The organism is Aeromicrobium sp. MLTX1, from assembly GCF_046452335.1.
Lineage (GTDB): Bacteria > Actinomycetota > Actinomycetes > Propionibacteriales > Nocardioidaceae > Aeromicrobium.
Genome location: NZ_JBKFDN010000002.1, coordinates 930,737 through 955,916, shown reverse-complemented (window position 1 = coordinate 955,916; position 25,180 = coordinate 930,737). Strand labels below are relative to the sequence as shown.

Below are 25,180 nucleotides of genomic sequence, written 5' to 3'. Positions count from 1 at the left end.
TTCGCTCGCTGGCGCTCGCTCATCGGGCGAACGCCTCACGCAGTCCGGAGGAGGCGCCGCCCTGCTCGAGGGCCGCGGCGAAGCGGTCGACGTTGCGGCGGGTGGGCCAGGTGCCGAAGACGAGGGCGGCGAGCGCCGCGACGACGGTGACGAGCATGACGCCGCCGCCGATCAGTCCGGCGAGACCGAGGACGGCCGAGATGACGAGGGGGATCTCGAGGACGAGGAACGCCCGGGCGATGTGCGAGGACAGCCGGCGCAGCGCGGTGTCGCGCGGATCGGGGTCGTCGGCGGCCAGGGGCGCGGGACGCGACCACGAGCGGGCCACCCAGCCGCCCGCCACGAGGACCAGCGCGAAGAGCGCCAGCGCGACCCACCAGCGGGCCGCGGGCTCGTCACCGCCGCCGAAGACGACGAGCACGAGGGCGGCGAACAGGGCGGTGACACCGAGCTGGAGGGCGACGAATCGCCTCACGTCCGCAGGACTCGGCGCAGTGGGTTCCGGCACGCGGCTCAGTATCTCACGGCGTTCGGACGGAACGTCGGGGCGCGTTGCTAGTCTGCCGACATGCAGGCCTACCTCGATCTCGTCCGCCGGATCCTCGACGAGGGAGTGGCCAAGGGCGACCGCACCGGCACCGGCACCCGCAGCGTCTTCGGGCACCAGATGCGCTTCGACCTCGCCGAGGGCTTCCCGGTCGTCACGACCAAGAAGGTGCACCTCAAGAGCGTCGTCGCCGAGCTCCTGTGGTTCATCGCCGGCGACACCAACACGCAGTACCTGCGCGACAACGGCGTCACGATCTGGGACGAGTGGGCCGACGCCAACGGCGACCTCGGTCCGATCTACGGCTACCAGTGGCGGTCCTGGCCCGCGCCGGACGGCCGCCACCTCGACCAGCTGCAGGCGGTCATCGCCGCGCTGAAGGCCGATCCGAACTCGCGCCGCCACATCGTCAGCGCCTGGAACGTGGCCGACCTCGACGCCATGGCGCTGGCGCCGTGCCACGCGTTCTTCCAGTTCTACGTCGCCGACGGGAAGCTCAGTTGCCAGCTCTACCAGCGCTCGGCCGACGTCTTCCTCGGCGTCCCGTTCAACATCGCCTCCTACGCGCTGCTCACGCAGATGGTCGCCCAGGTCACGGGCCTCGAGGTCGGCGAGTTCATCTGGACCGGCGGCGACTGCCACCTCTACGTCAACCACCTCGACCAGGCGCGCGAGCAGCTCACCCGCGATCCGCTGCCGCTGCCCACGCTGCGACTCGACCCGTCCGTCACGGACATCGACGACTTCACGCTCGACTCGATCACGATCGAGGGCTATCAGTCGCACCCCGCCATCAAGGCGCCGATCGCGGTCTGACGCATGACGGTCACGGTGGCGGTGGCGGTCGGCGAGAACGGCGTCATCGGGTTCGAGGGCGGCATGCCCTGGCCCCGCACGGGCGACATGCGCCAGTTCAAGGAGCTCACGTGGGGGCACCCGATCGTGATGGGTCGGGCCACCTACGAGTCGATCGGCCGGCCGCTGCCCGGCCGCACCTCGATCGTGCTGACGCGTCGCGCCGGCTGGGACCCGGGCGATCCCGGCTTGATCGTCGCGGGCGACCTCGACGCCGCGCTGACGCGGGCACGTGAGCTCGACGACCAGGTCTTCCTCATCGGTGGCGCGGCCGTCTTCGACGAGGCACTCGAGCGCGACCTGGTCGACACGATGGTGGTCACGCACGTGCCGCTGAGCCCGCCGGGCGACACCTTCTTCGCGCCGATCGACCCCGATCGCTGGACCGAGGTCGAGCGCGTGGCGCACGCGGGCACGCCCGACTACGAGATCGCCACGTACGTCCGCCGCTGACCCCTTGTCGCGAGCCCGTCGCCGTTCGACACTGGCCGGGAGGACAGGAGTCATCCATGGCACACGGCGACATCACGCACATCGACATCCCGGCGTCCGACCACGAGCGCGCGAAGGAGTTCTACGGCGCGCTCTTCGGCTGGAAGTTCCAGGAGTACCCCGGCTACGAGGGCTACCCCATGTGGCAGGCCCCCAACGAGATCAGCGGCGGCGGACTGGCTCCCCGCTCGGACGACTTCACCCAGCCCCGCTCGTACGTCGAGGTCGACTCGATCGACGACGTGCTGGCGACGGCGCGCGAGCACGGCGCCCGTGTGGTGATGGAGCGCCAGCCGATCTCCGAGACGAGCTGGTGGGCGATCCTCGAGGACCCCGACGGCAACGTCATCGGTCTCTACGAGGGCACCACCGACACCTCGGGCGGCTGACCCGTCAGAGCAGGATGGCGAGCTGACGCGACTGGGCCACGAGGCGCCCCTGGTCGTCCCACAGCTCGCCGTCCTCCTCGTGGAACCCGTCGGCGAGGTGGCGGGTGCTGAACCGCGACGCCACCCAGGACCCGGGCTCGGGCAGGCGGTGGAAGTGCACGGTGAGCTGCACCGTCATCGACACGAGCGAGCCGAGCTCCAGCACGGGCGGGGGACAGGCGTCGACCAGCAGGCCGAGGGCGGGCCAGTCGATCTCGGTGCCGCCGTCGAGGCGCTGCCACAGGTCGATGGTGGGATCGCCCGACGGCTGGCCGACCGCCCAGCCGGGCGGGTGCGCCATCCGGTACTCCACGCGACCGAAGAGGCCGTGAGCCGGCATGCCCGCCTCGCGCGGGTCGGGAAGCGTGCCCGGCTCGGGCAGGACGGGCGCGGCGCCCAGCTCCTGGGTGGCGCCGTGGTGGTCGCGCGCGAAGCTGGCGGTCATCCGCGCCAGCGGCCGTCCGTCGCAGGCGAGGTCGACGTCGATCGTCTGCACGCGCCGGCCCAGCTTGACCGGCGTGACCGTGAGGTCGGCGGTCGTGCCGGCCTCGGGGGAGGCGAAGTAGGTGATGGCCGCCACGACGGGGCGGCCGACGTCGGCGTGGTCCATCGCCGTGCGCAGCATCGAGGCCAGGACCCACCCGCCGTTGGGCTTGCCGAGCGGCGTGTTCCAGCGATCGGTGACCTCCAGGGTCAGCCGTCCGGTGCCGTCGGGGGTCGCGATGGTGTCCTGCGGGTAGAAGTCGGTCACGGCCTCATCCTGCACGAGGGCACCGGCGCCGTGACGGTAACCTCGGAGCATGACGTCTCCGCTGGCGACCGAGGCCGCGCCCTTCGGCCGGCTCCTCACTGCGATGGCCACCCCGTTCACCCCGGACGGTGGCCTCGACCTCGACGCCGCCGCGGCGCTCGCGACCCACCTCGTCGAGATCGGCAACGACGGCATCGTCGTCTCCGGCACCACGGGCGAGTCGCCCACCACGACGGGCGAGGAGGACGGCCGGCTGCTGGCCGCCGTGCTCGAGGCCGTCGGCGACCGCGCCACGATCGTGGCCGGCGTCGGCACGAACGACACGCGCCACACCGTCGAGCTGGCCGAGCAGGCCGTCCGCATCGGCGCCCACGGTCTGCTGGTCGTGTCGCCGTACTACAGCAAGCCGCCGCAGTCCGGGCTGCTCGCGAACATCGACGCGGTCGCGGCAGCCGCCGGCGACACGCCGATCATGCTCTACGACATCCCCGGACGCACCGGCGTCGAGATCTCCGAGGAGACCTACGTCGAGCTCGAGTCGCGTCGCACGGTCCTGGCCGTGAAGGACGCCACCGGCGACCTCGCCCGGGCCGCGCGCCTGCGTGCGAATTCGCGTCTCGCCCTCTACTCGGGCGACGACGCGGTCAACCTGCCCTGGTTCTCCATCGGCGCCGCCGGCGTCGTCAGCGTCATCGCCCACGTGGCCGGCGCCCGCATCAAGGCGATGATCGAGGCCGTCGACGCCGGCGACCTCGTCCGGGCGCGCCGGCTCGACGACGAGCTCCTGCCGATCGTCGACGCGATCATGGGCCAGACGCAGGGCGCGATCGCCACCAAGGCCGCCCTGGTCGAGATGGGGATCATCCCCCACGCAGGCGTGCGACTGCCGCTCACGCCCGCGACGGACGCCCAGGTCCAGGTCATCCGCACGGCACTGAAGGACGCAGGCCTCCTGGCGTGAGCCGGAGCAGCGTGCGCAACCGAAGGAATTCCATGACATCACCCGCCAACGCCGCTCTCCGCCCGGAGGTCGCGTCGTGACCCACATGCACACCGAGCTGTCCACCCCGCCGCCGCTCGCCCCGGGCGCCATGCGCGTCGTCCCCCTCGGAGGACTGGGTGAGATCGGCCGCAACATGACCGTCTTCGAGTTCGACGGCAAGCTGCTGATCGTCGACTGCGGCGTGCTGTTCCCCGAGGAGCACCACCCGGGCGTCGACCTGATCCTCCCGGACTTCGCGCCGATCCGCGACCGCCTCGACGACATCGTCGGCCTCGTCCTGACCCACGGTCACGAGGACCACATCGGCGGCGTCCCGTACCTGCTGCGCGAGCGCGGGAACATCCCGGTCATCGGCTCGAAGCTGACGCTGGCGCTGCTGGCGCCCAAGCTCAAGGAGCACCGCCTCAAGGACGTGCCCACGCACGTCGTGTCCGAGGGCGACGTCGAGCAGTTCGGCCCGTTCGCGTGCGAGTTCGTCGCGGTCAACCACTCGATCCCCGACGCGCTCGCGGTCGCCATCAAGACCGCCGCCGGCGTGGCGCTGCACACCGGCGACTTCAAGATGGACCAGCTGCCGCTCGACGGCCGCATCACCGATCTGCGCGCCTTCGCGCGTCTCGGCGAGGCCGGCGTCGACCTGTTCCTCACCGACTCGACCAACTCCGACGTCCCGGGGTTCACGACGGCCGAGAAGCAGATCACCCCGGCGATCGACGCGGTCTTCGCGCGCAGCAAGAAGCGCATCATCGTGGCCTCGTTCGCCTCGCACGTGCACCGCGTCCAGCAGGTGCTCGACGCGGCCGCGAAGCACGGTCGCAAGGTCGCGTACGTCGGCCGCTCGATGGTCCGCAACATGCAGATCGCGCGCGAGCTGGGCTACCTCAACGTGCCCGACGGCGTCGTCGTCGACTCGATCGACGCGGCCCCGCCGGAGAAGATGGTGCTCATGTCCACCGGCTCGCAGGGCGAGCCGATGGCGGCGCTGTCGCGCATCGCGAACCGCACGCACGACAAGGTTCACCTCGAGCCCGGCGACACCGTCCTGCTGGCCTCCTCGCTCATCCCGGGCAACGAGAACGCGGTCTACCGCGTCATCGACGGCCTCACCAAGCTCGGCGCGAACGTGGTCCACAAGGGCAACGCCCTCGTGCACGTCTCGGGTCACGCCTCGGCCGGCGAGCTCCTGTACTGCTACAACATCGTGCAGCCGTCGAACGTCATGCCGGTGCACGGCGAGATCCGTCACCTGCACGCGAACGCCGCCCTCGCCACGCAGACCGGCGTCCCGAACGTGATCCTCGCCGAGGACGGCTACGCGGTCGACCTCGTCGACGGCCATGCCAGCATCGCGGGCGCCTACGACTGCGGCTACGTCTACGTCGACGGCTCGTCGATCGGCGACCTCACGGACTCCGAGCTCAAGGACCGCCGCATCCTGGCGTCCGAGGGCTTCATCTCGGTCATCGCCGTCGTGGACTCCACCACGGGCAAGATCGTCAGCGGTCCCGAGATCCACGCCCGCGGCCTGGCCGAGGACGACTCGGTCTTCGACCAGATCCAGCCCAAGGTCGTCGCGGCGCTCGAGCAGTCGATCGCCGACGGCGCGCGCGACGCGGCGGCACTGCAGCAGGTCATGCGGCGGGTCATCGGCTCGTTCGCGGGTCGCCGCCTGCGCCGTCGTCCGATGATCATCCCGATCGTCCTCGAGGCCTGAGGGACGGGCGAGGCACCCGTTACCGAACCTCGCCCGCACCGTAACCGCGAGGAAACAGTCGCTCACGACTCTTGAGTCGTGAGGACTCGGATCATCGTGTGCAGCCACGGCACGACGTCGCACACGGGCCGGTCGGCCATCGCGTCGCTCGTCAACGCGGTCCGACGCCAGGCGCCGGCGTGCGAGGTCGTCGACGCGTTCGTCGACGTCCAGCAGCCGTCGCTGGCCGACGTCGTCGCCGAGACCTCCGGCCCGCGGATCATCGTGCCGCTGCTGCTCAACCACGACTGCGAGACGGCCCGCCTGATGAACGAGGTGGCCGCCACGGACCCGCTGGTCCGGGTGGCCCCGGCGATGGGACCCGACTGGGTGCTGGCCGAGATCGGCGTGCGTCGGCTCATCGAGGCGGGCGCGAAGCCCTCGGACACGATCGTCATGGTGGCGCCCCAGGCCAACGGCTCGCCGGCGCTCACCGACGTCTCGAAGGCGGCCCGCCTGCTGAGCGCGGTGTGGGGCGGGCCCGTGCACGTCGGAGTGGTGGACGGCGTCGGCACACCGGTCGAGGACGCGCTGGACGTGGCCCGCGCCCACAACCGGAGGGTCGTCGTCTCGATGTACGCGCTGGCGTCGGGGGAGGGGGCCTCGGCCATCGGGCGTCTCGGCGCCGACGTGGTGACGGCGCCGCTCCTCGGGGCGGGCGCCCCGGATCCGCGCCTCGTCGCGCTCGCGCTGGAGCGTGCCGACGTCCTCGCGACGCCCGGCGAGGTCGGATCCGCGATCCGCTGACCCCGGTCGCCCGCGCGGCGTGGGTCCGTGAGAAGTCTCAGGTTCTGGTTTAGCCTTGGGATCATGGCGACCCGAACGTCTTCCCCGCCGCGCAAGCGGCCGTCCGGCAGCCAGGCCCGCAAGAAGAAGCCCGCGGCGCGCAAGCCTCCTGCGCGCAAGCCGGCACCCCGCACGGGTCCTGGTCCCCTCAGCGCTGCCCTCCAGGGCACCATGCGCGCCTCCACGGCCTTCTGGCTGGGGCTGGCGGGCGTGGTCGGCGCGATCGCGCGCAGCATCGGTCACGGTGCCCGCGAGCTCGACGCCGAGCAGCGCCGCGACGGCGTGGGCCTGGCGCTGGTCTCCCTCGCGCTGGTCACCGCCGCGTCGGTCTGGTGGGACATCCCCGGCGGGGTCGGCGCCACCGTCCGCCGCATCACCACGGGCTCCGTGGGCGTGCTCGCGTGGGCCGTCCCGATCCTGCTGGCCGTCGTCGCCTGGCGCACGCTGCGCCACCCGGACCGCAACGGACCGGCCGGTCGCCAGGCGATCGGTTGGGGAGCCATCGTCGGCGGCGTCCTGGGCCTCGTGCACCTTGCACACGGCACCCCGCGCCCCAGCGACCCCGACATGTCCGAGGCCGGGGGAGCGGTGGGCTTCCTGTTCTCCGCGATCCTCGTCGACCTGCTCAAGACGGGCTGGGTCGTCGCGCCGATCCTCGTCCTGGTCGTGATCTTCGGCGTCCTCGTCGTCACCGCCACCCCGCTCTACGCCGTGCCCGATCGCGTCTCGTCGCTGGTGAGCCGCGCCCTCGGCAGGGACAAGGCGGTCGAGCCCGAGCCCGCGCCCGAGCCGGTCAAGAAGCGTCACCCGCGCACGATGCCGGTGGTCGACGACGAGCCGTTCGAGAATCCGCTCGTCGACGGGCCCGACGAGGACCGCCAGGTGTCCGTCAGCCCGCCGCCCGTGCCCGTGATGTCCGAGCCCGAGCCCGAGCCCCAGCCCGACCCGCGTCCGCTGGAGCCGCTGCCGGTCCGCGCGGAGCAGCTGGCCCTCTCGGGCGACATCGTCTACACGCTGCCCGAGCCGAACGCCCTCAAGGAGGGCACGCCGCCCAAGGCCCGCTCCGCCGCGTCCGACGAGGTCGTCGGACGGCTCACCGAGGTGCTCGAGCAGTTCCAGATCGACGCCACCGTCACCGGCTACACCCGCGGCCCGACGGTCACCCGCTACGAGGTCGAGCTCGGCCCCGCGGTGAAGGTCGAGAAGGTCACCGCGCTGAGCAAGAACATCGCGTACGCCGTGGCCTCCAACGAGGTCCGCATCCTGTCGCCCATCCCGGGCAAGAGCGCGATCGGCGTCGAGATCCCCAACGTCGACAAGGAGATGGTCTCCCTCGGCGACGTGCTGCGCTCGAACAAGGCGCGCAGCGACCACCACCCGATGGTCATCGGCCTGGGCAAGGACGTCGAGGGCGGCTACGTCGTGGCCAACCTGGCGAAGATGCCCCACCTGCTGGTCGCCGGCGCCACCGGATCGGGCAAGTCGAGCTTCGTGAACTCGATGATCTCCTCGATCCTCATGCGCTCGACGCCCGACGAGGTCCGCATGATCCTCGTCGATCCGAAGCGCGTGGAGCTCAACGCCTACGAGGGCATTCCGCACCTCATCACGCCGATCATCACGAACCCGAAGAAGGCCGCCGAGGCCCTCCAGTGGGTCGTGCGCGAGATGGACCTGCGCTACGACGACCTCGCGAACTTCGGCTACCGGCACATCGACGACTTCAACAAGGCCGTCGCGTCGGGCAAGCTGCAGGCGCCTCCGGGCAGCGAGCGCGTCCTGACGCCGTACCCGTACCTGCTGGTGGTCGTGGACGAGCTCGCCGACCTCATGATGGTCGCGCCGCGCGACGTCGAGGACTCGATCGTCCGCATCACGCAGCTGGCCCGTGCTGCCGGCATCCACCTGGTGCTGGCCACCCAGCGACCCAGCGTCGACGTCGTCACCGGCCTCATCAAGGCCAACGTGCCGAGCCGCCTCGCGTTCGCCACCAGCTCGCTGGCGGACAGCCGCGTCATCCTCGACCAGCCCGGCGCCGAGAAGCTCGTGGGCCAGGGCGACGGGCTGTTCCTGCCGATGGGCGCGAACAAGACGATGCGCATGCAGGGCGCCTGGATCACCGAGGCCGAGATCGAGACGATCGTCACGCACTGCAAGGAGCAGCTGAAGCCCTCGTACCGCGAGGACGTCACCGCGCCGCAGCAGGCCAAGCGCGAGCTGGACGACGACATCGGCGACGACATGGACCTGGTCCTGCAGGCCGTCGAGCTCGTGGTCAACACGCAGTTCGGCTCGACCTCGATGCTCCAGCGCAAGCTGCGCGTCGGGTTCGCGAAGGCCGGTCGCCTCATGGACATCCTCGAGAGTCGTGGTGTGGTCGGCCCGAGCGAGGGCTCCAAGGCGCGTGACGTGCTCGTCAAGCCCGACGACCTCGCCGACGTGTTGGCGAGCATCCAGGTCGGCTGAGCCACTAGGCTCGACGGACCAACGCGTTCACCCTCGGGGGTGAACGGTGACGCGAAAGGGAACGCTGCATGACCTACAACGCACCTCCGCCGCCTCCGTCCTCGGGGCCCTACGGCGGAGCGACGCCGCCGCCGAACAACCTCGTGTGGGCCATCCTCACGACGCTGTTCTGCTGCCTGCCGCTCGGCGTGGTCTCGATCGTCTACGCGGCGCAGGTCAACGGCAAGTTCGCCGCCGGTGACCTCGCCGGCGCCCAGGAGTCGTCGCGCAAGGCGAAGCAGTGGGCCATCTGGTCCGCCGTCGTCGGCCTCGTCGTGATCGTGATCTACATCATCGTCATCGTGATCGCTGCGATGAGCGGCACGTCGACCTCGACGTCGAGCCTCTGATCTCGATCGACAGCCACCAGCGCCCCGCGCCCGCCGGACCCGTCCGGCGGCGCGGGGCGCTGATGTTCGCGGGGGTGACCGCGGCGGGGCTCGCCGCCACGGCCGTGCTCGCAGCGGTCTCGCCCGAGGAGCCCGGGCACTACCCGACCTGCCCGTTCCTGGCCGTGTCCGGCCTCTACTGCCCCGGCTGCGGCAGCCTGCGCGCCGTGCACGCCCTCACCCGGGGCGACCTGGCGACGGCGTGGGACCGCAACCCGCTGGCCGTCCTGCTGCTCCCCACGGTGCTGGTCGCCTGGGTCGCGTGGGGCCTGCGCCTGCTGGGCCGCCGCGCGTGGCATCCGAGCCGCATCCCCGCCGCCTGGATCTGGGCGCTGCTGGGCGTCGTGCTGGCCTACTGGGTGGCGCGCAACGTGCCCGGCTGGACGTGGCTCTCACCTGCCTGAGCCATACTGAACTCCATGGACTCGTCTCGCCCGGCCGACAAGCCGAGCAACCTGAACGTCCCGAACGTCCTCACCGTGATCCGCATCCTCGGTGTCCCGGTCTTCGGCTGGCTGCTGCTCCACGACGGCGGGGAGTCCATCGGCTACCGCATCGCCGCGTGGGCCACGTTCGCGGTGCTGATGGCCACCGACAAGATCGACGGCGACATCGCCCGCAAGCACAACCTCATCACCGACTTCGGCAAGATGGCCGACCCGATCGCCGACAAGGCGCTCACGGGCATGGCCTTCATCGGACTGGCGATCATCTTCACCGACCAGCCGTGGGGTCCGGTGTTCTGGGCCGCCGTGATCCTCATGCTCCTGCGCGAGTGGGGCATCACGGTGATGCGCATGGTCATGGTGCGTCGCGGTTTCGTCATGCCGGCGGGACGCGGCGGCAAGCTCAAGACCGTCCTCCAGTCCTTCGCGATCGCCGGCTACTGCCTGCCCTTCGAGCTGTGGGACGGCGTCGTGCCGGCCGCGCTGCTCGTCGTCACGCACGTCCTCATGGCCGCGGCGCTCGTCGTGGCCCTGGTCACCGGCGTCCAGTACGTGATCGAGGCGCGCCGCCTGGCCGCCCAGCCCGCGGGCGACGTCTCGCGGTGAGTCCGCTGGTCGACGCCGCGGCCGTCGTGGCCGACCTGCGCGCGGCCGGCCAGACCGTGGCCACCGCCGAGTCGCTCACCGGCGGCCTCGTGTGCGCCGCGCTCGTGGACGTCCCCGGCGCCTCCGCCGTCGTCCGTGGCTCGATCGTGGCCTACCAGCCCGACGTGAAGATCGAGCTGCTCGGCGTCGATGCGGACGTCGTGGCCGAGCACGGCACCGTGAACGCCGAGGTCGCCGAGCAGCTGGCGCGGGGCGCCCGCGAACGGCTCGGTGCCACCTGGGGACTGGGCACCACGGGAGTCGCCGGTCCCGGCCCGGCGGAGGGGCATCCCGCGGGCACGGTGCATGTCGCGGTGGCGGGTCCCGACGGCATCACCTCGCGCCGGCTGCGGATCGACGGCGACCGCGACGCGGTGAGACGTTCGGCGGTCCGCGCCGTCGTGGCGGACCTGCACTATAGGCTGGGGAAGAACGACGGCTCGACGAGCGTTGAGCTCGACAGGGAAGGGTGATGGCGATGACCGCGATGCGTGAACTCATCGGTGACGTGCTGCGCGCGCGTCGTCTCGCCGAGGGCCTGACCCTGCGCGACGTCTCCGAGCGGGCCCGGATCAGCCTCGGCTACATCTCCGAGGTCGAGCGTGGTCAGAAGGAGGCCAGCTCCGAGCTGCTCGCCGCCCTGGCCCAGGCGCTCGACGTCCCGCTCAGCAAGGTCCTGCTCGACGTCAGCTCGCTGCTCGAGCTGGAGGAGGCGGCCGATCTGGCCACCGTGTCGTCGATCGCCCGCGACGAGGCCCAGGCCTCGGCCGCGTGAGGCACAGCGAGTTCTGGCAGCGCATGGAGGCTGCCCTCGGGCCGGCGTACGCCGCGTCCTGGGCGCGCCAGCAGGCGATCGCCTCGCTGGACGGGCGCACCCCGGTCGAGGCGCTCGACGCGGGCATCGACCCGCAGCGCATCTGGCGCGCGGTGCACGCCTCGCTCGACCTGCCGGCACGCGACCGTTGAGCTAGCGTCGAGGAATGAGCGATCAGAGCGATCTTCCCGACCTGACCGGCAAGCGTGTCGCGATCATCGCGACCGACCACTTCGAGGAGTCCGAGCTCACGACCCCGCGCGACCAGCTGGAGGCAGCCGGCGCGGACGTGAGGATCTTCGCCCCGCACGAGGGCACCCTGCAGGCGATGGAGGGTGACGTCGACAAGACGATCTCGGTCCGCGTCGACGGCACGCTCGAGGGCTTCGACCAGCGGTGGCCTGACGTCCTCGTGGTTCCCGGCGGCACCGTGAACGCCGACCACCTGCGCACCGACGAGCAGGCGCAGGGGATCGTCTCGGCCGCGTTCGAGTCGGGGCTGCCCGTCGCGGCGATCTGCCACGCACCGTGGCTGCTGGTCTCGGCCGACCTCGTGAAGGGTCGGCGCCTGACCAGCTTCCCGAGTCTCGCGGTCGACGTGCGCAACGCCGGCGGCGACTGGGTGGACGAGGAGGTCGTGGTCGACGGCAACCTCATCACGAGCCGCAATCCCGACGACCTTCCGGCCTTCGTCGGCGCGATCGGCGAGGCCCTCACCGCCTGAGACCCTTCCCGCGAACGCCCCTTCCCCCGTGTGACGTCACGAGGGGGAGGGCCGTTCGGCGTGTCGTGCTTCCGTCGAACACCTGTTCGGCCTAGGCTCGTCCACAGGCCGACGGTGAGGTCGGGCAGCATCCACAGGCGAGTCGACGAGGCTCACGAATGTCAGTGGGTCCGCCTACCGTCGAAGATGGCCCGCCACCCGACCGCGACGGTCGACGACACGAAGGACGCAGCATGGCTAAGAGCAGCACCACCCCCTCCAACAGGGACATCGCCAAGGAGCGAGCCAACAAGGACAAGGCGATCGAGAACGCCCTGGCCCAGATCGACCGCTCGTACGGCAAGGGAGCCGTCATGCGCCTGGGCGACCAGGCCCGCGCCCCGATCGAGGTCATCCCCACGGGCGCCGTCTCGCTCGACGTCGCGCTGGGCATCGGCGGCCTGCCGCGCGGCCGTGTCATCGAGATCTACGGCCCGGAGTCCTCCGGCAAGACCACGGTCGCCCTGCACGCGGTGGCCAACGCGCAGAAGGCCGGCGGCGTGGCGGCGTTCATCGACGCCGAGCACGCGCTCGACCCCGAGTACGCCCGCAAGCTCGGCGTCGACACCGACGCCCTGCTGGTGTCCCAGCCCGACTCCGGCGAGCAGGCGCTCGAGATCGCCGACATGCTGATCCGCTCCGGCGCGCTCGACATCATCGTCATCGACTCCGTCGCCGCCCTCGTGCCGCGCGCCGAGATCGACGGCGAGATGGGCGACAGCCACGTCGGCCTCCAGGCCCGCCTCATGAGCCAGGCGCTGCGCAAGATGACCGGTGCGATCAACGGCTCGGGCACCACGGCGATCTTCATCAACCAGCTCCGCGAGAAGATCGGCGTGATGTTCGGCAGCCCCGAGACCACCACGGGTGGCAAGGCGCTGAAGTTCTACGCCTCGGTCCGCCTCGACGTGCGCCGCATCGAGACGCTCAAGGACGGCACCGACATGGTCGGCAACCGCACCCGCGTCAAGGTCGTCAAGAACAAGGTCGCGCCGCCGTTCAAGCAGGCCGAGTTCGACATCATGTACGGCCAGGGCATCAGCCGCGAGGGCAGCCTGATCGACCTCGGCGTCGACGCGGGCTTCGTCCGCAAGGCCGGCGCCTGGTACACGTACGAGGGCGACCAGCTCGGCCAGGGCAAGGAGAACGCCCGCAACTTCCTGCGCGACAACCCCGACCTCGCCGACGAGATCGACAAGCGCATCAAGGAGCACCTCGGCATCGGGCCGCAGGTCGACCAGCCGGCCGATCCCGCCACCGTCGTCGACGACCTCGCGGGCGACCTCTCGGCCGCCGACTTCTGATGATCGACCCCACGGATCCGGACACGGATCCTCGGGCCGTCGTCGTCGCGGGCCGGACGATCGCGATGGATCGTCTGGCCGCGCGCGACCGCAGCCGCGGTGAGCTGCTCGACGCGCTCGCGCGTCGCAAGTTCCCCGAGGACGTCGCGCACGTGGTCGTCGACCAGCTCGAGTCCGAGGGCCTGGTCGACGACGAGCGGTTCGCCCGGTTGTGGGTCGAGCAGCGTGGTCGCGCGAAGGGCCTGGCGCGTTCGGTGCTGCGGCTGGAGCTGCAGCGCAAGGGCGTCGCGCCCGAGGTCATCGACGTGGTCCTGGCCGACGTCGATCCCGACCTCGAGCGTCAGGCGGCCCACCGCCTCGTGCAGCGCAAGCTGCGCTCGGTGGCCGGTCTCGACCAGTCCGTGCAGGTCCGGCGTCTCACGGCGATGCTCGCCCGCAAGGGCTACGCGCCACAGGTCGCCTTCGACGTGGTCCGCGCCGAGCTCGACGCCGATCACGTGGCGATCGAGTCCACCTGACGCCGGTCGCCCTACGCTGTCCGCGTGTTCACGTTCCGCCCCCTGGTCGACGCCGACCTGGGGGCGGTCGTGTCCTGGCGGCGCGAGCCGCACGTGCTGGTGTGGTTCCCCGACCGGCTCGACGACGTCGACCACGCACGGCGGCGCTTCGGGCCTCGGCTGTCCGGTGACGACCCGGTGCGGATGTGGATCGCCGAGCTCGGGGGAGTGCCGGTCGGCTACCTCCAGAGCTTCGTGGTGGCCACCGACGACGACCTGACCGTCCGGTGCCAGGACCCCGAGGCGGTCGCGTTCGACTACCTCATCGGCGACCCCGACCTGGTCGACAAGGGCCTCGGTACGGAGATGATCGAGCGGTTCTGCCGCGACGTGCTGGTGCCCGAGTATCCCGACGCTCCGCGCTTCCTCGCGGCGCCCGACGCCCGCAACCATCGGTCGATCCGGGTGCTCAGCAAGTGCGGCTTCGTCACGGGTCTGTGGATCCAGCCCGAGGGTGCTCCTTGGGCCGACGTGGTCTGCACCGCCCAGCGCGCGACATTCGACCCTACTGTCGAGTAACATCGCGGTCATGCCCTCGACCTACGTCATGTACCGCAAGCTCTCGGCGCTGCCCAAGGGCCGCGCCGTCTTCGGCCAGCTCTTCTCCCGCGCGGCTCCGTACTTCGCGAGCGCGCACCTGCGGATCGTCGACATGCGACCCCACCACGGTGAGGTCGTCGTGCCGCTGCGGCGGTCCACGAAGAACCACATCGGCACGGTGCACGCGATCGCGGCCTGCAACGGGCTCGAGGCGGCCATGGGGCTCCTGGCGGAGGCCACGTGTCCGCCGGACCACCGCTGGCTGCCCAAAGGCATGGAGGTGAGGTACCTCGCGAAGTCCGACTCCGACGTGGTCTGCACCGCCGACAGCGACGCGACGGACTGGGCCGAAGGGCCGGAGGTCCCGATCAGCGTGCGCGCCACGCGCGCCGACGGCACCGTGACCGTCGAGGGCACGATCCACCTCTGGGTGACGCCCAAGAAGTAGAGCGTCAGCTCAGGCTCGCGGCCGCGTGGGTGAGGCGGCCCGCACGCATCGTGGTCTCGACGCCCACGGCCCGCAGGTGTGCGGCGACGGCGGCCGAGTCGCCCACCGCCAACAGCGGGTCGCGGTCGAGCAGCACGATATCGGCCGCGCTTCCGGCCGCGAGGGTGTCGCGGCCGTCCACGCTGGCAGCGAGCGCCTCGGCGGCGCTCAGCGCCTCTCCGGGGTTCCACGGCGCCCGCCCGTCCGCCGAGCGGTGCACGGCCGCGGCCATCGCCCACCACGGGTCCAGCGGCGACACGGGCGCGTCCGAGCCGAACGTGACGGTGACGCCCGCGTCGAGGAGTCCGCGGAGCCGGAAGCAGCGGTCGGCGCGGTCGGCCCAGAGCCGGGCGGTGACGTCGCGGTCGTCGAGCAGGTGGCCGGGCTGGACGCTCGCCGTGACGCCCAGACGCGCCATCTCGGCGATGTCGAGTCCGGTCAGCAGCTGGGCGTGCTCGATGCTGCCGACGGCGCCCGTGGCGGCGAACGCGGCGAGTGCCTCGTGAGCGGCCGCGTCGCCGATCGCGTGCACAGCCGCGCGGAAGCCGGCGCCGTGCGCTCGGGTCAGCAGCTCGATGAGCGCCGCGCGGTCGTGGTTCTGCACGCCTCGGCCGGACTCGCCGCCGTAGGGGTCGTGGCAGAACGCCGTCAGGGTGTTGAGCGAGCCGTCGGAGATGATCTTGAGCGGGCCCACCGTGACCGGGCCGTCCGGCGTGACGGGGGCGCCCGTGCGCAGGCCGGCGGCGATGACGTCCTCGAGGTACTCCGGGTACACGGCCGAGCGGACCCACAGTGCGTCGAGGCCCTGCTCGACGCGCTCGCGCCAGATGGTGAGGGGCTCGGCCCACTCGAAGTCGACGATGCCGACGACGCCGCGCGAGGCCGCCTGGGCGATCGCGTCGGCCACCGCGCGACCGCCGTCCTGAGCCGCGTTGCGCTCGACGACCTCGGCCATGAGCGCGAACCACGGAGCCTCGGTCAGCGGCCCGTCGCTCGGGGGAGCGCCGAGCGCCGCGAGGGCGGCGGAGTTGAGCCAGCCGGTGTGGGCGTCACCGCTGGTGAGGACGACGGGACGGTCGCCGGTGACCGCGTCGAGCTCGGCGACCGTCGGCTCACGCTCCCAGCCGGCGAGCCGGAAGCCGAACCCGAACAGCCAGTCGCCGTCGGGGACGGACGGCAGGTGCGCGCGGACGATCTCGACCGCCGCGGCGGGATCGGTCGCCTCCGAGACGTCGAGCCGCGTGCGGGTCTGCGCCCACTGGGTGAGGTGGACGTGCTGGTCCCACAGCCCGGGGATCGCCCAACGCCCCTCGGCGTCGACCACGCGATCGCCCGGCTCGGGCGCCAGCCCCGTTCCCGCCGCCACGATCGTGCCGTCGTCGATGCGCAGGCAGACCGGCTCGCTCGGGGATGCCGAGCGGACCGGCACGAGGCGCACGTCGCGCAGGAGGAAAGGACTCACACTCACGGCACCATTGTGCTGATCCGCGCGGGTGGGTCAGCGGGCGGTCGGGCCCCCGCCGTGGTGGACCCCGGATCGCGCGGGCTCGAGGTCGACGGCCTTGACCGTCTTGGACTCGGTGAGCCGCTTCTGCACGTACACGCCGATGCGCGAGAGGATCACGTTCAGCACGATGTAGATGGCAGCCAGAACGATCGCGGTCGCGAGGCGGTTGTCGAACTCACGCCAGATCTCGCGACCGATCGTGGTCAGGCCCGGCGCCAGGATGTAGTAGCCCAGCGACGTGTCCTTCAGGACCACGACGCACTGGCTGATGATCGAGGGCATCATGATCTTGACCGCCTGCGGCAGCTGCACGATGCGCGTCACGGCGGTCTTGCGCATGCCGAGCGCATAGGCTGCCTCGACCTGACCGCGAGGCACGGCGTTGATGCCGGCGCGGAAGACCTCGGCAAGCACGGAGCCGTTGTAGAGCGTCAGCCCGATCACCAAGGGCGCGATGATTCCCACCCTGGTGTCGAAGCCCCAGAACCAGATGAAGATGATGAGCAGCAGCAGGGGGACCGCTCGGAAGAACTCCACGACGGTCCACGCCACGGCGCGGATCGGGGCGTGGTCGGAGAGCTTGGCGACTCCGAACACGACGCCGAAGACCACGGCCAGCACGATCGAGATCGCGGCGATCCGCACGGTGTCCAGCACGGCCTGACCGAGGATCTCCAGGTAGGCGGGAGTCGTGAAGACCTCCCACTTGTCGGCGGTGAACTGGTCCTCGACGGCGAGCTTCCAGATCACGGCGGCCGCGGCCAGGACGAGCGCGACGACCGTGACCACGCCGGCGATGGCGTGACGCCGCCGGGCCTTCGGACCCGCGATGTCGTAGAGGACGCTCATCGCGAGACCGCCGTCCATCGGCGCTCGAGCATGGTGGCGAAGGCACTGATGACGGCCACGATGACGATGTAACCGAGAGCGAATCCGAGGAAGATCTGGACCATCTCCGTGGCATAGGTGTTGAGGAAGCCGCGCATCCTGAAGGTGGCCTCGGCGATGCCGAACACGGCAGCGAGGGACGTGTTCTTCGCGAGGGCGATGAACGCGCTGGCCATCGGGGGCACGGTCAGCCGGAAGGCCTGCGGGAGCACGACCTGACCCATCGTGCGGGTGAACGGCATGCCGATCGCCCGCGCCGCTTCGGCCTGGCCGACGGGCACGCCGTTGAGGCCGGAGCGCAGTGCCTCGCAGACGAACGCGGCGGTGTACAGCCCCATGGCGAGCGTGATGTTCCAGAAGAAGCCGAAGTCGATGCCGATCTCGGGCAGACCGTAGTAGGTCAGCAGGATCAGCACGAGCAGGGGAGTGTTGCGGAAGATGGTGACGTATCCCGAGCCGATGCCGCGCAGGATCGGCACGGGAGCGACGCGCGCCACGGCGACCAGGGTGCCGACGACCAGCGCCAGGACCCCGGAGGCCACCGTCAGGCGGGTGGTCATCCAGAAGCCCTGCAAGTACAGCTGCCAGCCGTCGTCAGTGAGCAGCCAGTCCACGAGTCACCTCGAATCCGTCGATGTCAGACAGGCGTGGGGGTGGGCTGGTGCCCACCCCCACGCCGTCGTGTGGGTCAGGGGCAGGGGTCGAGCGTGGGCGGATCGCCCGCCTCGCCGCCGCCCTTGCCGAGCGTCGAGTCGAACGCTTCCTTCCACGTGCCGTCGTCGAAGGCCGACGTCAGGCTCTCGTTGATGAACTCGCACAGCTCGGGGTGGTCCTTGCCGTAGCCGATGCCGTAGCGCTCCTCGGAGAAGGGCTCGCCGACGACCTTGAGCTCGTCCGGGTTCTCGGCCGCGTAGCCCAGGAGGATCGCCGCGTCGGTGGTGACGGCGTCGACCGAGCCGTTGAGGAGCTGGTCCACGCACTCGGAGTAGGTGTCGAAGCCGGCCGGCGTCGCGCCGAACTCCTTCTCCACCGTCTCGATCGAGGTGGAGCCGGTGACCGAGCAGACCTTCTTGCCCTTCAGGTCGTCCGGGCCGTTGATCGAGTCGTCGTCCTTGGCGACCAGCAGGCTCTGGCCGGTGACGTAGTACGGGCCGGCCTGGCCCACGACCTGACGGCGCTCGTCCGTGATCGAGTAGGAGGCGATGACGAAGTCGACCGTGCCGTTCTGCAGGAAGGGCTCGCGGTTCGCCGAGACCGTCTCGACCCAGTCGATGTCGTCAGCGTCGATGCCGAGCTTCGCGGCCAGGATCTTGCCGATCGCGGGATCGAATCCCGTCGGCGTGTCCGAGGCGGCCGACTTGAAGCCGACGCCCGGCTGGTCGTACTTCACGCCGATCTTGACCGAGCCGGCCTCCTGGAGGTCGGCCATGCGGGTGCCGGCCTCGAAGTCCTGCTCCTCGACCTCGACGTCGGGACCGGAGTCACCCTCGTCGTCGCTGCCCGCGTCGCCGCAGGCGCTCAGTGCCAACAGGCCGGCGGCCAGGACGGCCGCGAACCGTGTCCTTCGTGCTCTCATCTTTCGTCCTCCCCCTTCGGGATCGATGTTGCGAGAAACGTCGTGATGCAGATCAGTGCTTGAGGATCTTGCCGAGGAAGTCCTTGGCGCGATCGCTCTGCGGGTTGGTGAAGAACTCGTCGGGCGTGTTCTGCTCGACGATGCGCCCGTCGGCCATGAAGACGACGCGATCGGCGGCCGTGCGCGCGAAGCCCATCTCGTGGGTGACCACGACCATCGTCATGCCGCCCTTGGCGAGGTCGACCATGGTGTCGAGGACTTCCTTGATCATCTCCGGGTCGAGCGCGGAGGTGGGCTCGTCGAAGAGCATCACCTTCGGCTCCATGGCCAGGGCGCGGGCGATCGCGACGCGCTGCTGCTGGCCGCCGGACAGCTGCGACGGCAGCTTGCCGGCCTGGGACCCGACGCCGACGCGGTCGAGGAGCTCGCGGGCGCGCTGCTCGGCCTCGGCCTTCGGCTTGCCCAGCACCTTGATCGGTCCGAGCGTGACGTTCTCGAGGACCGTCTTGTGGCTGAACAGGTTGAACGACTGGAAGACCATGCCGACCTCGGCGCGCAGCCGGGCGAGGGCCTTGCCCTCCTCGGGCAGGGGGACGCCGTCGATCTCGATGGTGCCCTCGTTGATCGGCTCGAGTCGGTTGATCGCGCGGCACAGCGTGGACTTGCCCGAGCCCGAGGGCCCGATGACCACGACGACCTCGCCGCCGGCGACCTCGAAGTCGATGTCCTGCAGCACGTGCAGGTCGCCGAACCACTTCTGGACGCCGTCCATCCGGACCATCGGCGTGGTGGTGTCTCCCATGACGTACAACCCAACCGCAGCGCCCCCGCCCGCGCAACTGTTGAACCCGGTGGGCCCGAGACCGCAACCGGATCGCAACCCGGACGCACGAGTCCGCGCCACCTCGCCCCACCAATTTTCACTGGCATCACTGGTCACATGAGTCTTGTCCGACACCCAGTAGCAAACAGGTAACAAATCTCTTCTACGATCTGCCCAACGCATGGAAGAGACGTGCGTCACGTTTCAGCCCGAGTGAGGACCCTGCCTTGAGATCCGTTTCCCTCCGTCGCACCCTGAGTGCGGCGGCCCTGATCGCCTTGGGGCTCAGTGCCCTGGCGACCCCGGCCGTCGCCGATCCGCTCGTCCCCGAGACCCGTGAGCAGGCCCGCATCCTCGGCGGCGCCAGCGCCGGCGCCGACGTGACCTCCGAGGACGAGAGCAACGGCTCGATCGCCCCCGGCGGCGTGCCGTTCGTGCCGATGGACTTCACCGCTCCGCTGGCGTTCGGCCAGGAGAAGGCCACGCCCAACGTCGAGCTCGTGAAGAACGTCCCGCTGCAGGAGGGCCAGGCGACGATGTCGAACCTGGCGTTCAAGGGCGACTACGTCTACCAGGGCAGCTACAACGGCTTCGTCGCCTACGACGTGAGCAACCCGGAGGACCCGCAGGTCGTCTCCAACACCATCTGCCCCGGCTACCAGGGCGACCTCTCGATCGCGGGCGACCTGCTGTTCTTCTCGGTCGACCAGCCGCGCAACGGCTCGGAGTGCGGCGCGGCCGCCGTCGCGTCCTCGAACGCCGCCGCGTGGGAGGGCATCCGGATCTTCGACATCAGCAACCCGGCCTCGCCGCAGTACGTCGGCAACGTGAAGACCCGCTGCGGCTCGCACACGCACACGCTCGTCCCCAAGCCGGGCGACGACAACAGCGTCTACCTGTACAACGCCGCGTACGACGTCTCGGCCTCGGCGTTCTACTGCAAGCCCCCGCACCAGCAGCTCGAGATCATCGAGGTCGATCTCGACGATCCCGCCGGTGCGCACATCGCCAAGGAGGTCTCGCTGTGGGACGCGGAGAACCCCGCGTTCACGACGGCCGACCGTGTCGACGGCGGCGCCTCCACCTCGGCGACGAACGGCTGCCACGACCTGACCGCCTACCCGGCCAAGGGCCTGCTCGCCGCGGCGTGCATGGGCGACGGCGTCATGGTCGACATCTCCGACCCGCTGAACCCGGCGGTCACCGAGCGCGTCCGTGACGAGAACTACGCCTTCTGGCACACCGCGCAGTTCAGCGACGACGCCAGCAAGGTCGTCTTCCAGGACGAGCTCGGCGGCGGCTCCTCGGCCACCTGCCTGCCCGGCACCCCGCAGTACCGCGGCGCCAACGCGATCTTCTCGATCGCGGGCGACGACCTGACCCTGCGCAGCTACTACAAGATCCCGCGCCGTCAGTCGACGCGCGAGAACTGCGTGGGCCACGAGGGCAACATCGTCCAGGTCGGCGACCGCGACGTCATGGTCCAGGCCTGGTACCAGGGAGGCGCCTCGCTGATCGACTTCTCGAACCAGACGAAGCCGCAGGAGATCGGCTACTTCGATCGTGGCTCGCTGGGCGAGAACAACCTGGTCCTCGGCGGCTACTGGGCCGTCTACCACCACAACGGCTACCTGTACGGCTCGGAGATCGGCCGCGGCCTCGACGTGCTCAAGCTCAAGGGCGACGAGTTCGCCGACGCCGTCCGCCACCGTCAGGACGTCCGCAACCCCGCCACGCAGGAGCCCATCACGTGGGACTGGAAGACCGCCCCGGTCGTCCCGTCGCTCGGGTCGCTCCCCGAGGCCGAGGTCTCGCCCGCGAGCTTCCGCGCCGGCACCGACCGCGACGTCACGGTCTCGGTTCCCGCCGGCACGTTCGACGAGGGCGAGTACGTGGACGTCTGGAGCACGGGCGTCGAGCCCGAGGTCCTGGCCACGGGTCGCGCCGAGGCGGACGGCTCCGCCTCGCTCACGGTGACCGTCCCGGGCTCGGCCAACGTCGGCACGCGCTCGTTCGTCGTCCGCGGCGACTCCGAGCTGGACGAGGCCCTGTACGCGGCCTCGGTCGAGCTGACGGCCGTCACCACCACGACGGCGCTGTCGGTCAGCCCGAAGTCGCAGGTCTTCGGCTCGAGCCCCGCCACGCTGACCGCCACGGTCACCGGTGAGGGCGCCGAGGGCACCGTGACGTTCAGCCACGGTGGCGGCGTCATCGCCAAGGGCGTGGCCCTGTCCGGTGGCAAGGCCAGCGTGAGGCTGCCGCGCGACTTCCCGGTCGCCAAGCGTCACGCGCTGCGTGCGGCCTTCGTGCCGTCGTCGTCGGGCAGCACGGCCTCGACGTCCTCGGTCGTCTCGTTCGACGTCCTCAAGGCGACGGCGAAGGTCAAGGCGGCCTCGGTCACCAAGGTGAAGGCCTCGAAGCGCGGCAAGCTGACGGTGAAGGTCACCGCCACCGGCACCACGCCGACCGGCAAGGTCACCGTCACCGTCGGCGGCAAGAAGGCGGCCGGCGTCCTGCGCAACGGCGCGGTGACCATCACGCTGCCGAAGCTGAAGGCGGGCACGTACCGCGCCACGGTCGCCTACGGCGGCAGCGCGTCGGTCTCGGCCAAGAGCGCCAAGGTGACGATCCGGGTCACCAGGTGACCTTGGCTCGTCGTGTCGTGGCCACGGTGGGCGTCGTCCTGACGCTCACCGTGGCCTCGGCCTGTTCCGGCGACGAGGAGAAGAGCGACGGTCCGGTCGTCAACGTGCCGGGCAAGGTGGGCGAGTCCAGCCGCACCGTCGACCCGGACGACCTCACGACCCCGCAGGACGACTACAACGAGGTCGACCGCGAGTTCGTGGAGATGATGGTCCCGCACCACCAGCAGGCGGTCGAGATGTCGGCGCTGGCGGCGAAGCACGCGAAGGACTCCGAGGTCGCCGGGTTCGCCCAGCGGATCAGCGACACGCAGCGCACCGAGATCGAGACGATGCAGAACTGGCTCCGCGATCGCGACCTGCCCGAGGCGCCGCTCGAGGCCACCGGCGAGCACGCCACCCACATGCAGGGCATGCTCACCCCCGAGCAGCTGGACGAGCTGGCCGCGGCCCGCGGCACGGCGTTCGACAAGCTCTTCGTCCGCCGCATGATCGCCCACCACGAGGGCGCCCTCGCGATGGCCGACCGGGCGCTCAGCGACGGCATCGACACGACGAACCGCGGCTTCGCCGCCGACGTCGCCGCGTCGCAGTCCGCCGAGGTCGCGCGCCTCAACCAGATCCTCGCGACCCTCTGAGCCCCGTCAGCCGAAGCCTCGGAACACGCCGTCGGGTCCGACGTGCGCGGCGAAGTCCTCCCAGTCGAGATTGGCCAGCAGCGCCACGTTGATCTCGAGCAGGGCGACCTGGTCCGCCGCGGCACGCATCTGCGCCGGCGGGGAGGCGCCGTCGGCGAGGAGGACCAGCAGCGGGTGCCCGGCCTCGGTCATGGCTCGCCGGTCCGCGACGATCACGAGGCTGAGGCCCGTCGGGACGGGGTGCAGCGCCGCGAGGTCGGAAAGGGAGAGTCCTGCGGCATCCGAGTCGTCGACGATCGCGATGTTCGCGTACTCGTCCCGCTCCTCCTGGGCGCGCGTCACCGCCTCGGTGAGGAGGCGCTGCCACGCCTCCTCGTCCTCGAACCACGTGCGGACCAGGGGAGTGGAGCCGTTCGGATACTCGACCATCGCGCCACCGTAGCGGCGGTCGGACTCGGACGACCGCGTGTCGACTCTCGCGTCCGCCGGCCCACGTACCATGGGACGGTCATGACGAAGACCTATGAAGTGCGCACGTACGGCTGCCAGATGAACGTCCACGACAGCGAGCGGCTGTCGGGTCTGCTGGAGACGGCGGGCTACGCCGCGGCGCCGTCGGGGGAGACCCCCGACCTCGTCGTGTTCAACACGTGCGCGGTGCGTGAGAACGCCGACAACAAGCTGTACGGCAACCTCGGTCACGTCGCGAGCCTCAAGGCGAAGAAGCCCGGCATGCAGGTCGCCGTGGGCGGCTGCCTGGCGCAGAAGGACAAGGACACGATCACCACGCGCGCCCCGTGGGTCGACGTCGTCTTCGGCACCCACAACATCGGCTCGCTGCCCGTCCTGCTGGAGCGTGCGCGCATCGCCGAGGAGTCCCAGGTCGAGATCCTGGAGTCGCTCGAGGTCTTCCCGTCCACGCTCCCCACGAAGCGCGACTCCGTGTTCGCCGCGTGGGTGTCGATCAGCGTGGGCTGCAACAACACCTGCACGTTCTGCATCGTCCCGGCGCTGCGCGGCAAGGAGCGCGACCGCCGCCCCGGTGACATCCTCGCCGAGATCGAGGCCCTCGTCGCCGAGGGCGTCGTCGAGGTCACGCTGCTGGGCCAGAACGTCAACAGCTACGGCGTCGAGTTCGGCGACCGCGAGGCGTTCTCGAAGCTGCTGCGCGCGTGCGGCCGGATCGAGGGCCTCGAGCGCGTGCGCTTCACCTCGCCGCACCCGGCAGCGTTCTCCGACGACGTGATCGCCGCGATGGCCGAGACCCCCAACGTCATGCCGCAGCTGCACATGCCGCTGCAGTCCGGCTCCGACCGCATCCTCAAGGCGATGCGCCGCTCCTACCGCAAGGAGCGCTTCCTGGGCATCCTCGACCGCGTGCGCGCGCAGATGCCCGACGCCGCCATCACGACCGACATCATCGTGGGCTTCCCCGGCGAGACCGAGGAGGACTTCCTCGAGACGATGGACGTCGTCCGGAAGGCGCGGTTCTCCAGCGCGTTCACGTTCCAGTACTCCCAGCGTCCCGGCACGCCCGCCGCCGACCTGCCCGACCAGCTGCCGAAGGCGGTCGTGCAGGAGCGCTACGAGCGCCTCGCCGCCCTCGTGTCGGAGGTCGCGTGGGCCGAGAACCAGCGCCTCGAGGGCACGGTCGTCGAGCTGCTCGTCTCCGACCAGTCGCAGGCCGGCGGCCGCAAGGACGCCGAGACCCACCGCATGAGCGGGCGCGCCCGCGACAACCGCCTCGTGCACTTCGCGCCGGGAGGTCACGACGTGCGCCCCGGCGACCTCGTGGTGACCACGGTGACGAAGGCGTCGCCGCACCACCTCGTCGCCGACGACGCGCCGATCGAGGTGCGCCGCACCCGGGCCGGCGACGCGTGGGAGGCGCGGCAGGGCCGCACCTCGGTCTCGCCCGGCTCCGTGGGCCTGGGCATGCCGTCGGTCGGGGTGCCCGCACCGCTGCCGCCGGCTCCCGCCTGCGCCGCCACCTGAGCCGGCGCGAGTGAGGGTGGCCTCACTGGAACGTGCGAAACGTTGA

General features: G+C 70.8%; 29 protein-coding genes. 21 read left to right on the top strand and 8 right to left on the bottom strand.

Annotated elements, in window-relative coordinates:
- Positions 1–19: 19 nt before the first annotated feature.
- Positions 20–475, bottom strand: a complete 456-nt coding sequence (locus ACK99Q_RS15050) for a hypothetical protein (protein WP_410186915.1) — start codon at positions 473–475, stop codon at positions 20–22.
- Between the two features lie 93 nt (positions 476–568).
- On the opposite strand from ACK99Q_RS15050, the gene ACK99Q_RS15045 reads away from it, so the two are divergent.
- The 3 genes from ACK99Q_RS15045 to ACK99Q_RS15035 are packed head-to-tail and all read left to right on the top strand — an operon-like array spanning position 569 to position 2,283.
- Positions 569–1,363, top strand: a complete 795-nt coding sequence (locus ACK99Q_RS15045) for a thymidylate synthase (RefSeq protein WP_410186914.1) — start codon at positions 569–571, stop codon at positions 1,361–1,363.
- Between the two features lie 3 nt (positions 1,364–1,366).
- Positions 1,367–1,855, top strand: a complete 489-nt coding sequence (locus ACK99Q_RS15040) for a dihydrofolate reductase (RefSeq protein WP_410186913.1) — start codon at positions 1,367–1,369, stop codon at positions 1,853–1,855.
- 56 nt (positions 1,856–1,911) lie between these two features.
- Positions 1,912–2,283 (top strand): VOC family protein, encoded by a 372-nt coding sequence (locus ACK99Q_RS15035; RefSeq protein ID WP_410186912.1) that lies wholly within the window; start codon positions 1,912–1,914, stop codon positions 2,281–2,283.
- Positions 2,284–2,287: 4 nt separating this feature from the next.
- Here the strand turns inward: ACK99Q_RS15035 and ACK99Q_RS15030 are convergent, their stop codons facing one another.
- The gene (locus ACK99Q_RS15030) at positions 2,288–3,073 is read right to left on the bottom strand and encodes a thioesterase family protein (RefSeq protein WP_410186911.1); all 786 of its coding nucleotides are present in this window, start codon (positions 3,071–3,073) and stop codon (positions 2,288–2,290) included.
- 49 nt (positions 3,074–3,122) lie between these two features.
- Between ACK99Q_RS15030 and dapA the strand changes: the two genes are divergently transcribed.
- The 15 genes from dapA (at position 3,123) to ACK99Q_RS14955 (ending at position 15,026) form a co-directional block, all read left to right on the top strand.
- Entirely contained in the window at positions 3,123–4,034 is a 912-nt protein-coding gene (gene dapA / locus ACK99Q_RS15025) for a 4-hydroxy-tetrahydrodipicolinate synthase (protein WP_410186910.1), read from the top strand.
- A gap of 76 nt (positions 4,035–4,110) precedes the next feature.
- Positions 4,111–5,790 (top strand): ribonuclease J, encoded by a 1,680-nt coding sequence (locus ACK99Q_RS15020; RefSeq protein ID WP_410186909.1) that lies wholly within the window; start codon positions 4,111–4,113, stop codon positions 5,788–5,790.
- 78 nt (positions 5,791–5,868) lie between these two features.
- Entirely contained in the window at positions 5,869–6,576 is a 708-nt protein-coding gene (locus tag ACK99Q_RS15015; RefSeq protein WP_410186908.1) for a sirohydrochlorin chelatase, read from the top strand.
- Between the two features lie 63 nt (positions 6,577–6,639).
- A complete protein-coding gene (locus ACK99Q_RS15010; RefSeq protein ID WP_410186907.1) occupies positions 6,640–9,081 on the top strand; it encodes a DNA translocase FtsK 4TM domain-containing protein in 2,442 nt (813 codons plus the stop codon).
- Between the two features lie 68 nt (positions 9,082–9,149).
- Positions 9,150–9,470, top strand: coding sequence for a CD225/dispanin family protein (locus tag ACK99Q_RS15005; RefSeq protein WP_410186906.1), 321 nt, complete (start codon positions 9,150–9,152; stop codon positions 9,468–9,470).
- 74 nt (positions 9,471–9,544) lie between these two features.
- Positions 9,545–9,913 carry a DUF2752 domain-containing protein gene (locus ACK99Q_RS15000; RefSeq protein ID WP_410186905.1) on the top strand — a complete coding sequence of 123 codons (369 nt, stop codon included), beginning with the start codon at positions 9,545–9,547 and terminating at the stop codon, positions 9,911–9,913.
- Positions 9,914–9,928: 15 nt separating this feature from the next.
- Entirely contained in the window at positions 9,929–10,561 is a 633-nt protein-coding gene (locus ACK99Q_RS14995; protein WP_410186904.1) for a CDP-alcohol phosphatidyltransferase family protein, read from the top strand.
- Positions 10,558–11,073, top strand: coding sequence for a CinA family protein (locus ACK99Q_RS14990; RefSeq protein ID WP_410186903.1), 516 nt, complete (start codon positions 10,558–10,560; stop codon positions 11,071–11,073). The genes ACK99Q_RS14995 and ACK99Q_RS14990 overlap by 4 nt, the downstream gene beginning before the upstream one ends.
- Positions 11,074–11,078: 5 nt before the next feature.
- Positions 11,079–11,375, top strand: a complete 297-nt coding sequence (locus ACK99Q_RS14985; protein WP_410186902.1) for a helix-turn-helix domain-containing protein — start codon at positions 11,079–11,081, stop codon at positions 11,373–11,375.
- Complete coding sequence (locus tag ACK99Q_RS14980) at positions 11,372–11,566, top strand: DUF3046 domain-containing protein (RefSeq protein ID WP_410186901.1); 195 nt, start codon at positions 11,372–11,374, stop codon at positions 11,564–11,566. The genes ACK99Q_RS14985 and ACK99Q_RS14980 overlap by 4 nt, the downstream gene beginning before the upstream one ends.
- 14 nt (positions 11,567–11,580) lie before the next feature.
- On the top strand, positions 11,581–12,138 hold the full coding sequence (locus ACK99Q_RS14975) for a type 1 glutamine amidotransferase domain-containing protein (protein WP_410186900.1): 558 nt from the start codon (positions 11,581–11,583) through the stop codon (positions 12,136–12,138).
- A 233-nt stretch (positions 12,139–12,371) separates the two neighbouring features.
- A complete protein-coding gene (recA, locus tag ACK99Q_RS14970; protein WP_410186899.1) occupies positions 12,372–13,481 on the top strand; it encodes a recombinase RecA in 1,110 nt (369 codons plus the stop codon).
- Positions 13,481–13,999, top strand: a complete 519-nt coding sequence (locus ACK99Q_RS14965; RefSeq protein ID WP_410186898.1) for a regulatory protein RecX — start codon at positions 13,481–13,483, stop codon at positions 13,997–13,999. Before recA ends, ACK99Q_RS14965 begins: the two co-directional genes overlap by 1 nt.
- Positions 14,000–14,023: 24 nt before the next feature.
- On the top strand, positions 14,024–14,557 hold the full coding sequence (locus tag ACK99Q_RS14960) for a GNAT family N-acetyltransferase (protein ID WP_410186897.1): 534 nt from the start codon (positions 14,024–14,026) through the stop codon (positions 14,555–14,557).
- A gap of 10 nt (positions 14,558–14,567) precedes the next feature.
- Positions 14,568–15,026 carry a hotdog fold domain-containing protein gene (locus ACK99Q_RS14955; RefSeq protein WP_410186896.1) on the top strand — a complete coding sequence of 153 codons (459 nt, stop codon included), beginning with the start codon at positions 14,568–14,570 and terminating at the stop codon, positions 15,024–15,026.
- A gap of 4 nt (positions 15,027–15,030) precedes the next feature.
- On the opposite strand, the gene ACK99Q_RS14950 is transcribed toward ACK99Q_RS14955, so the two are convergent.
- The 5 genes from ACK99Q_RS14950 to ACK99Q_RS14930 form a co-directional block, all read right to left on the bottom strand.
- Complete coding sequence (locus ACK99Q_RS14950; RefSeq protein ID WP_410186895.1) at positions 15,031–16,533, bottom strand: amidohydrolase; 1,503 nt, start codon at positions 16,531–16,533, stop codon at positions 15,031–15,033.
- Between the two features lie 30 nt (positions 16,534–16,563).
- The gene (locus tag ACK99Q_RS14945) at positions 16,564–17,439 is read right to left on the bottom strand and encodes an amino acid ABC transporter permease (RefSeq protein WP_410186894.1); all 876 of its coding nucleotides are present in this window, start codon (positions 17,437–17,439) and stop codon (positions 16,564–16,566) included.
- Positions 17,418–18,074, bottom strand: a complete 657-nt coding sequence (locus tag ACK99Q_RS14940; RefSeq protein WP_410186893.1) for an amino acid ABC transporter permease — start codon at positions 18,072–18,074, stop codon at positions 17,418–17,420. The genes ACK99Q_RS14945 and ACK99Q_RS14940 overlap by 22 nt, the downstream gene beginning before the upstream one ends.
- A 74-nt stretch (positions 18,075–18,148) precedes the next feature.
- The gene (locus ACK99Q_RS14935) at positions 18,149–19,036 is read right to left on the bottom strand and encodes a glutamate ABC transporter substrate-binding protein (protein ID WP_410186892.1); all 888 of its coding nucleotides are present in this window, start codon (positions 19,034–19,036) and stop codon (positions 18,149–18,151) included.
- A 52-nt stretch (positions 19,037–19,088) separates the two neighbouring features.
- Positions 19,089–19,817, bottom strand: a complete 729-nt coding sequence (locus ACK99Q_RS14930) for an amino acid ABC transporter ATP-binding protein (protein WP_410187002.1) — start codon at positions 19,815–19,817, stop codon at positions 19,089–19,091.
- Between the two features lie 269 nt (positions 19,818–20,086).
- Between ACK99Q_RS14930 and ACK99Q_RS14925 the strand changes: the two genes are divergently transcribed.
- Positions 20,087–22,504, top strand: coding sequence for an Ig-like domain repeat protein (locus ACK99Q_RS14925; RefSeq protein ID WP_410186891.1), 2,418 nt, complete (start codon positions 20,087–20,089; stop codon positions 22,502–22,504).
- On the top strand, positions 22,501–23,139 hold the full coding sequence (locus ACK99Q_RS14920; RefSeq protein WP_410186890.1) for a DUF305 domain-containing protein: 639 nt from the start codon (positions 22,501–22,503) through the stop codon (positions 23,137–23,139). The genes ACK99Q_RS14925 and ACK99Q_RS14920 overlap by 4 nt, the downstream gene beginning before the upstream one ends.
- A 6-nt stretch (positions 23,140–23,145) precedes the next feature.
- Here the strand turns inward: ACK99Q_RS14920 and ACK99Q_RS14915 are convergent, their stop codons facing one another.
- Positions 23,146–23,568, bottom strand: a complete 423-nt coding sequence (locus tag ACK99Q_RS14915) for a DUF6924 domain-containing protein (RefSeq protein ID WP_410186889.1) — start codon at positions 23,566–23,568, stop codon at positions 23,146–23,148.
- Between the two features lie 81 nt (positions 23,569–23,649).
- On the opposite strand from ACK99Q_RS14915, the gene miaB reads away from it, so the two are divergent.
- Complete coding sequence (miaB, locus tag ACK99Q_RS14910) at positions 23,650–25,134, top strand: tRNA (N6-isopentenyl adenosine(37)-C2)-methylthiotransferase MiaB (protein WP_410186888.1); 1,485 nt, start codon at positions 23,650–23,652, stop codon at positions 25,132–25,134.
- The last annotated feature ends 46 nt before the right edge of the window (positions 25,135–25,180 follow it).

Excerpts from the sequence above, each read along its gene's own strand:
- ACK99Q_RS15045 (WP_410186914.1), top strand. The coding sequence starts at position 569 with ATGCAGGCCTACCTCGATCTCGTCCGCCGGATCCTCGACGAGGGAGTG.
- ACK99Q_RS15040 (WP_410186913.1), top strand. The coding sequence starts at position 1,367 with ATGACGGTCACGGTGGCGGTGGCGGTCGGCGAGAACGGCGTCATCGGG.
- ACK99Q_RS15035 (WP_410186912.1), top strand. The coding sequence starts at position 1,912 with ATGGCACACGGCGACATCACGCACATCGACATCCCGGCGTCCGACCAC.
- dapA (WP_410186910.1), top strand. The coding sequence starts at position 3,123 with ATGACGTCTCCGCTGGCGACCGAGGCCGCGCCCTTCGGCCGGCTCCTC.
- ACK99Q_RS15010 (WP_410186907.1), top strand. The coding sequence starts at position 6,640 with ATGGCGACCCGAACGTCTTCCCCGCCGCGCAAGCGGCCGTCCGGCAGC.
- ACK99Q_RS15005 (WP_410186906.1), top strand. The coding sequence starts at position 9,150 with ATGACCTACAACGCACCTCCGCCGCCTCCGTCCTCGGGGCCCTACGGC.
- ACK99Q_RS14995 (WP_410186904.1), top strand. The coding sequence starts at position 9,929 with ATGGACTCGTCTCGCCCGGCCGACAAGCCGAGCAACCTGAACGTCCCG.
- ACK99Q_RS14985 (WP_410186902.1), top strand. The coding sequence starts at position 11,079 with ATGACCGCGATGCGTGAACTCATCGGTGACGTGCTGCGCGCGCGTCGT.
- ACK99Q_RS14975 (WP_410186900.1), top strand. The coding sequence starts at position 11,581 with ATGAGCGATCAGAGCGATCTTCCCGACCTGACCGGCAAGCGTGTCGCG.
- recA (WP_410186899.1), top strand. The coding sequence starts at position 12,372 with ATGGCTAAGAGCAGCACCACCCCCTCCAACAGGGACATCGCCAAGGAG.
- ACK99Q_RS14965 (WP_410186898.1), top strand. The coding sequence starts at position 13,481 with ATGATCGACCCCACGGATCCGGACACGGATCCTCGGGCCGTCGTCGTC.
- ACK99Q_RS14955 (WP_410186896.1), top strand. The coding sequence starts at position 14,568 with ATGCCCTCGACCTACGTCATGTACCGCAAGCTCTCGGCGCTGCCCAAG.
- ACK99Q_RS14945 (WP_410186894.1), bottom strand. The coding sequence starts at position 17,439 with ATGGACGGCGGTCTCGCGATGAGCGTCCTCTACGACATCGCGGGTCCG.
- ACK99Q_RS14935 (WP_410186892.1), bottom strand. The coding sequence starts at position 19,036 with ATGAGAGCACGAAGGACACGGTTCGCGGCCGTCCTGGCCGCCGGCCTG.
- ACK99Q_RS14930 (WP_410187002.1), bottom strand. The coding sequence starts at position 19,817 with ATGGTCCGGATGGACGGCGTCCAGAAGTGGTTCGGCGACCTGCACGTG.
- ACK99Q_RS14915 (WP_410186889.1), bottom strand. The coding sequence starts at position 23,568 with ATGGTCGAGTATCCGAACGGCTCCACTCCCCTGGTCCGCACGTGGTTC.
- miaB (WP_410186888.1), top strand. The coding sequence starts at position 23,650 with ATGACGAAGACCTATGAAGTGCGCACGTACGGCTGCCAGATGAACGTC.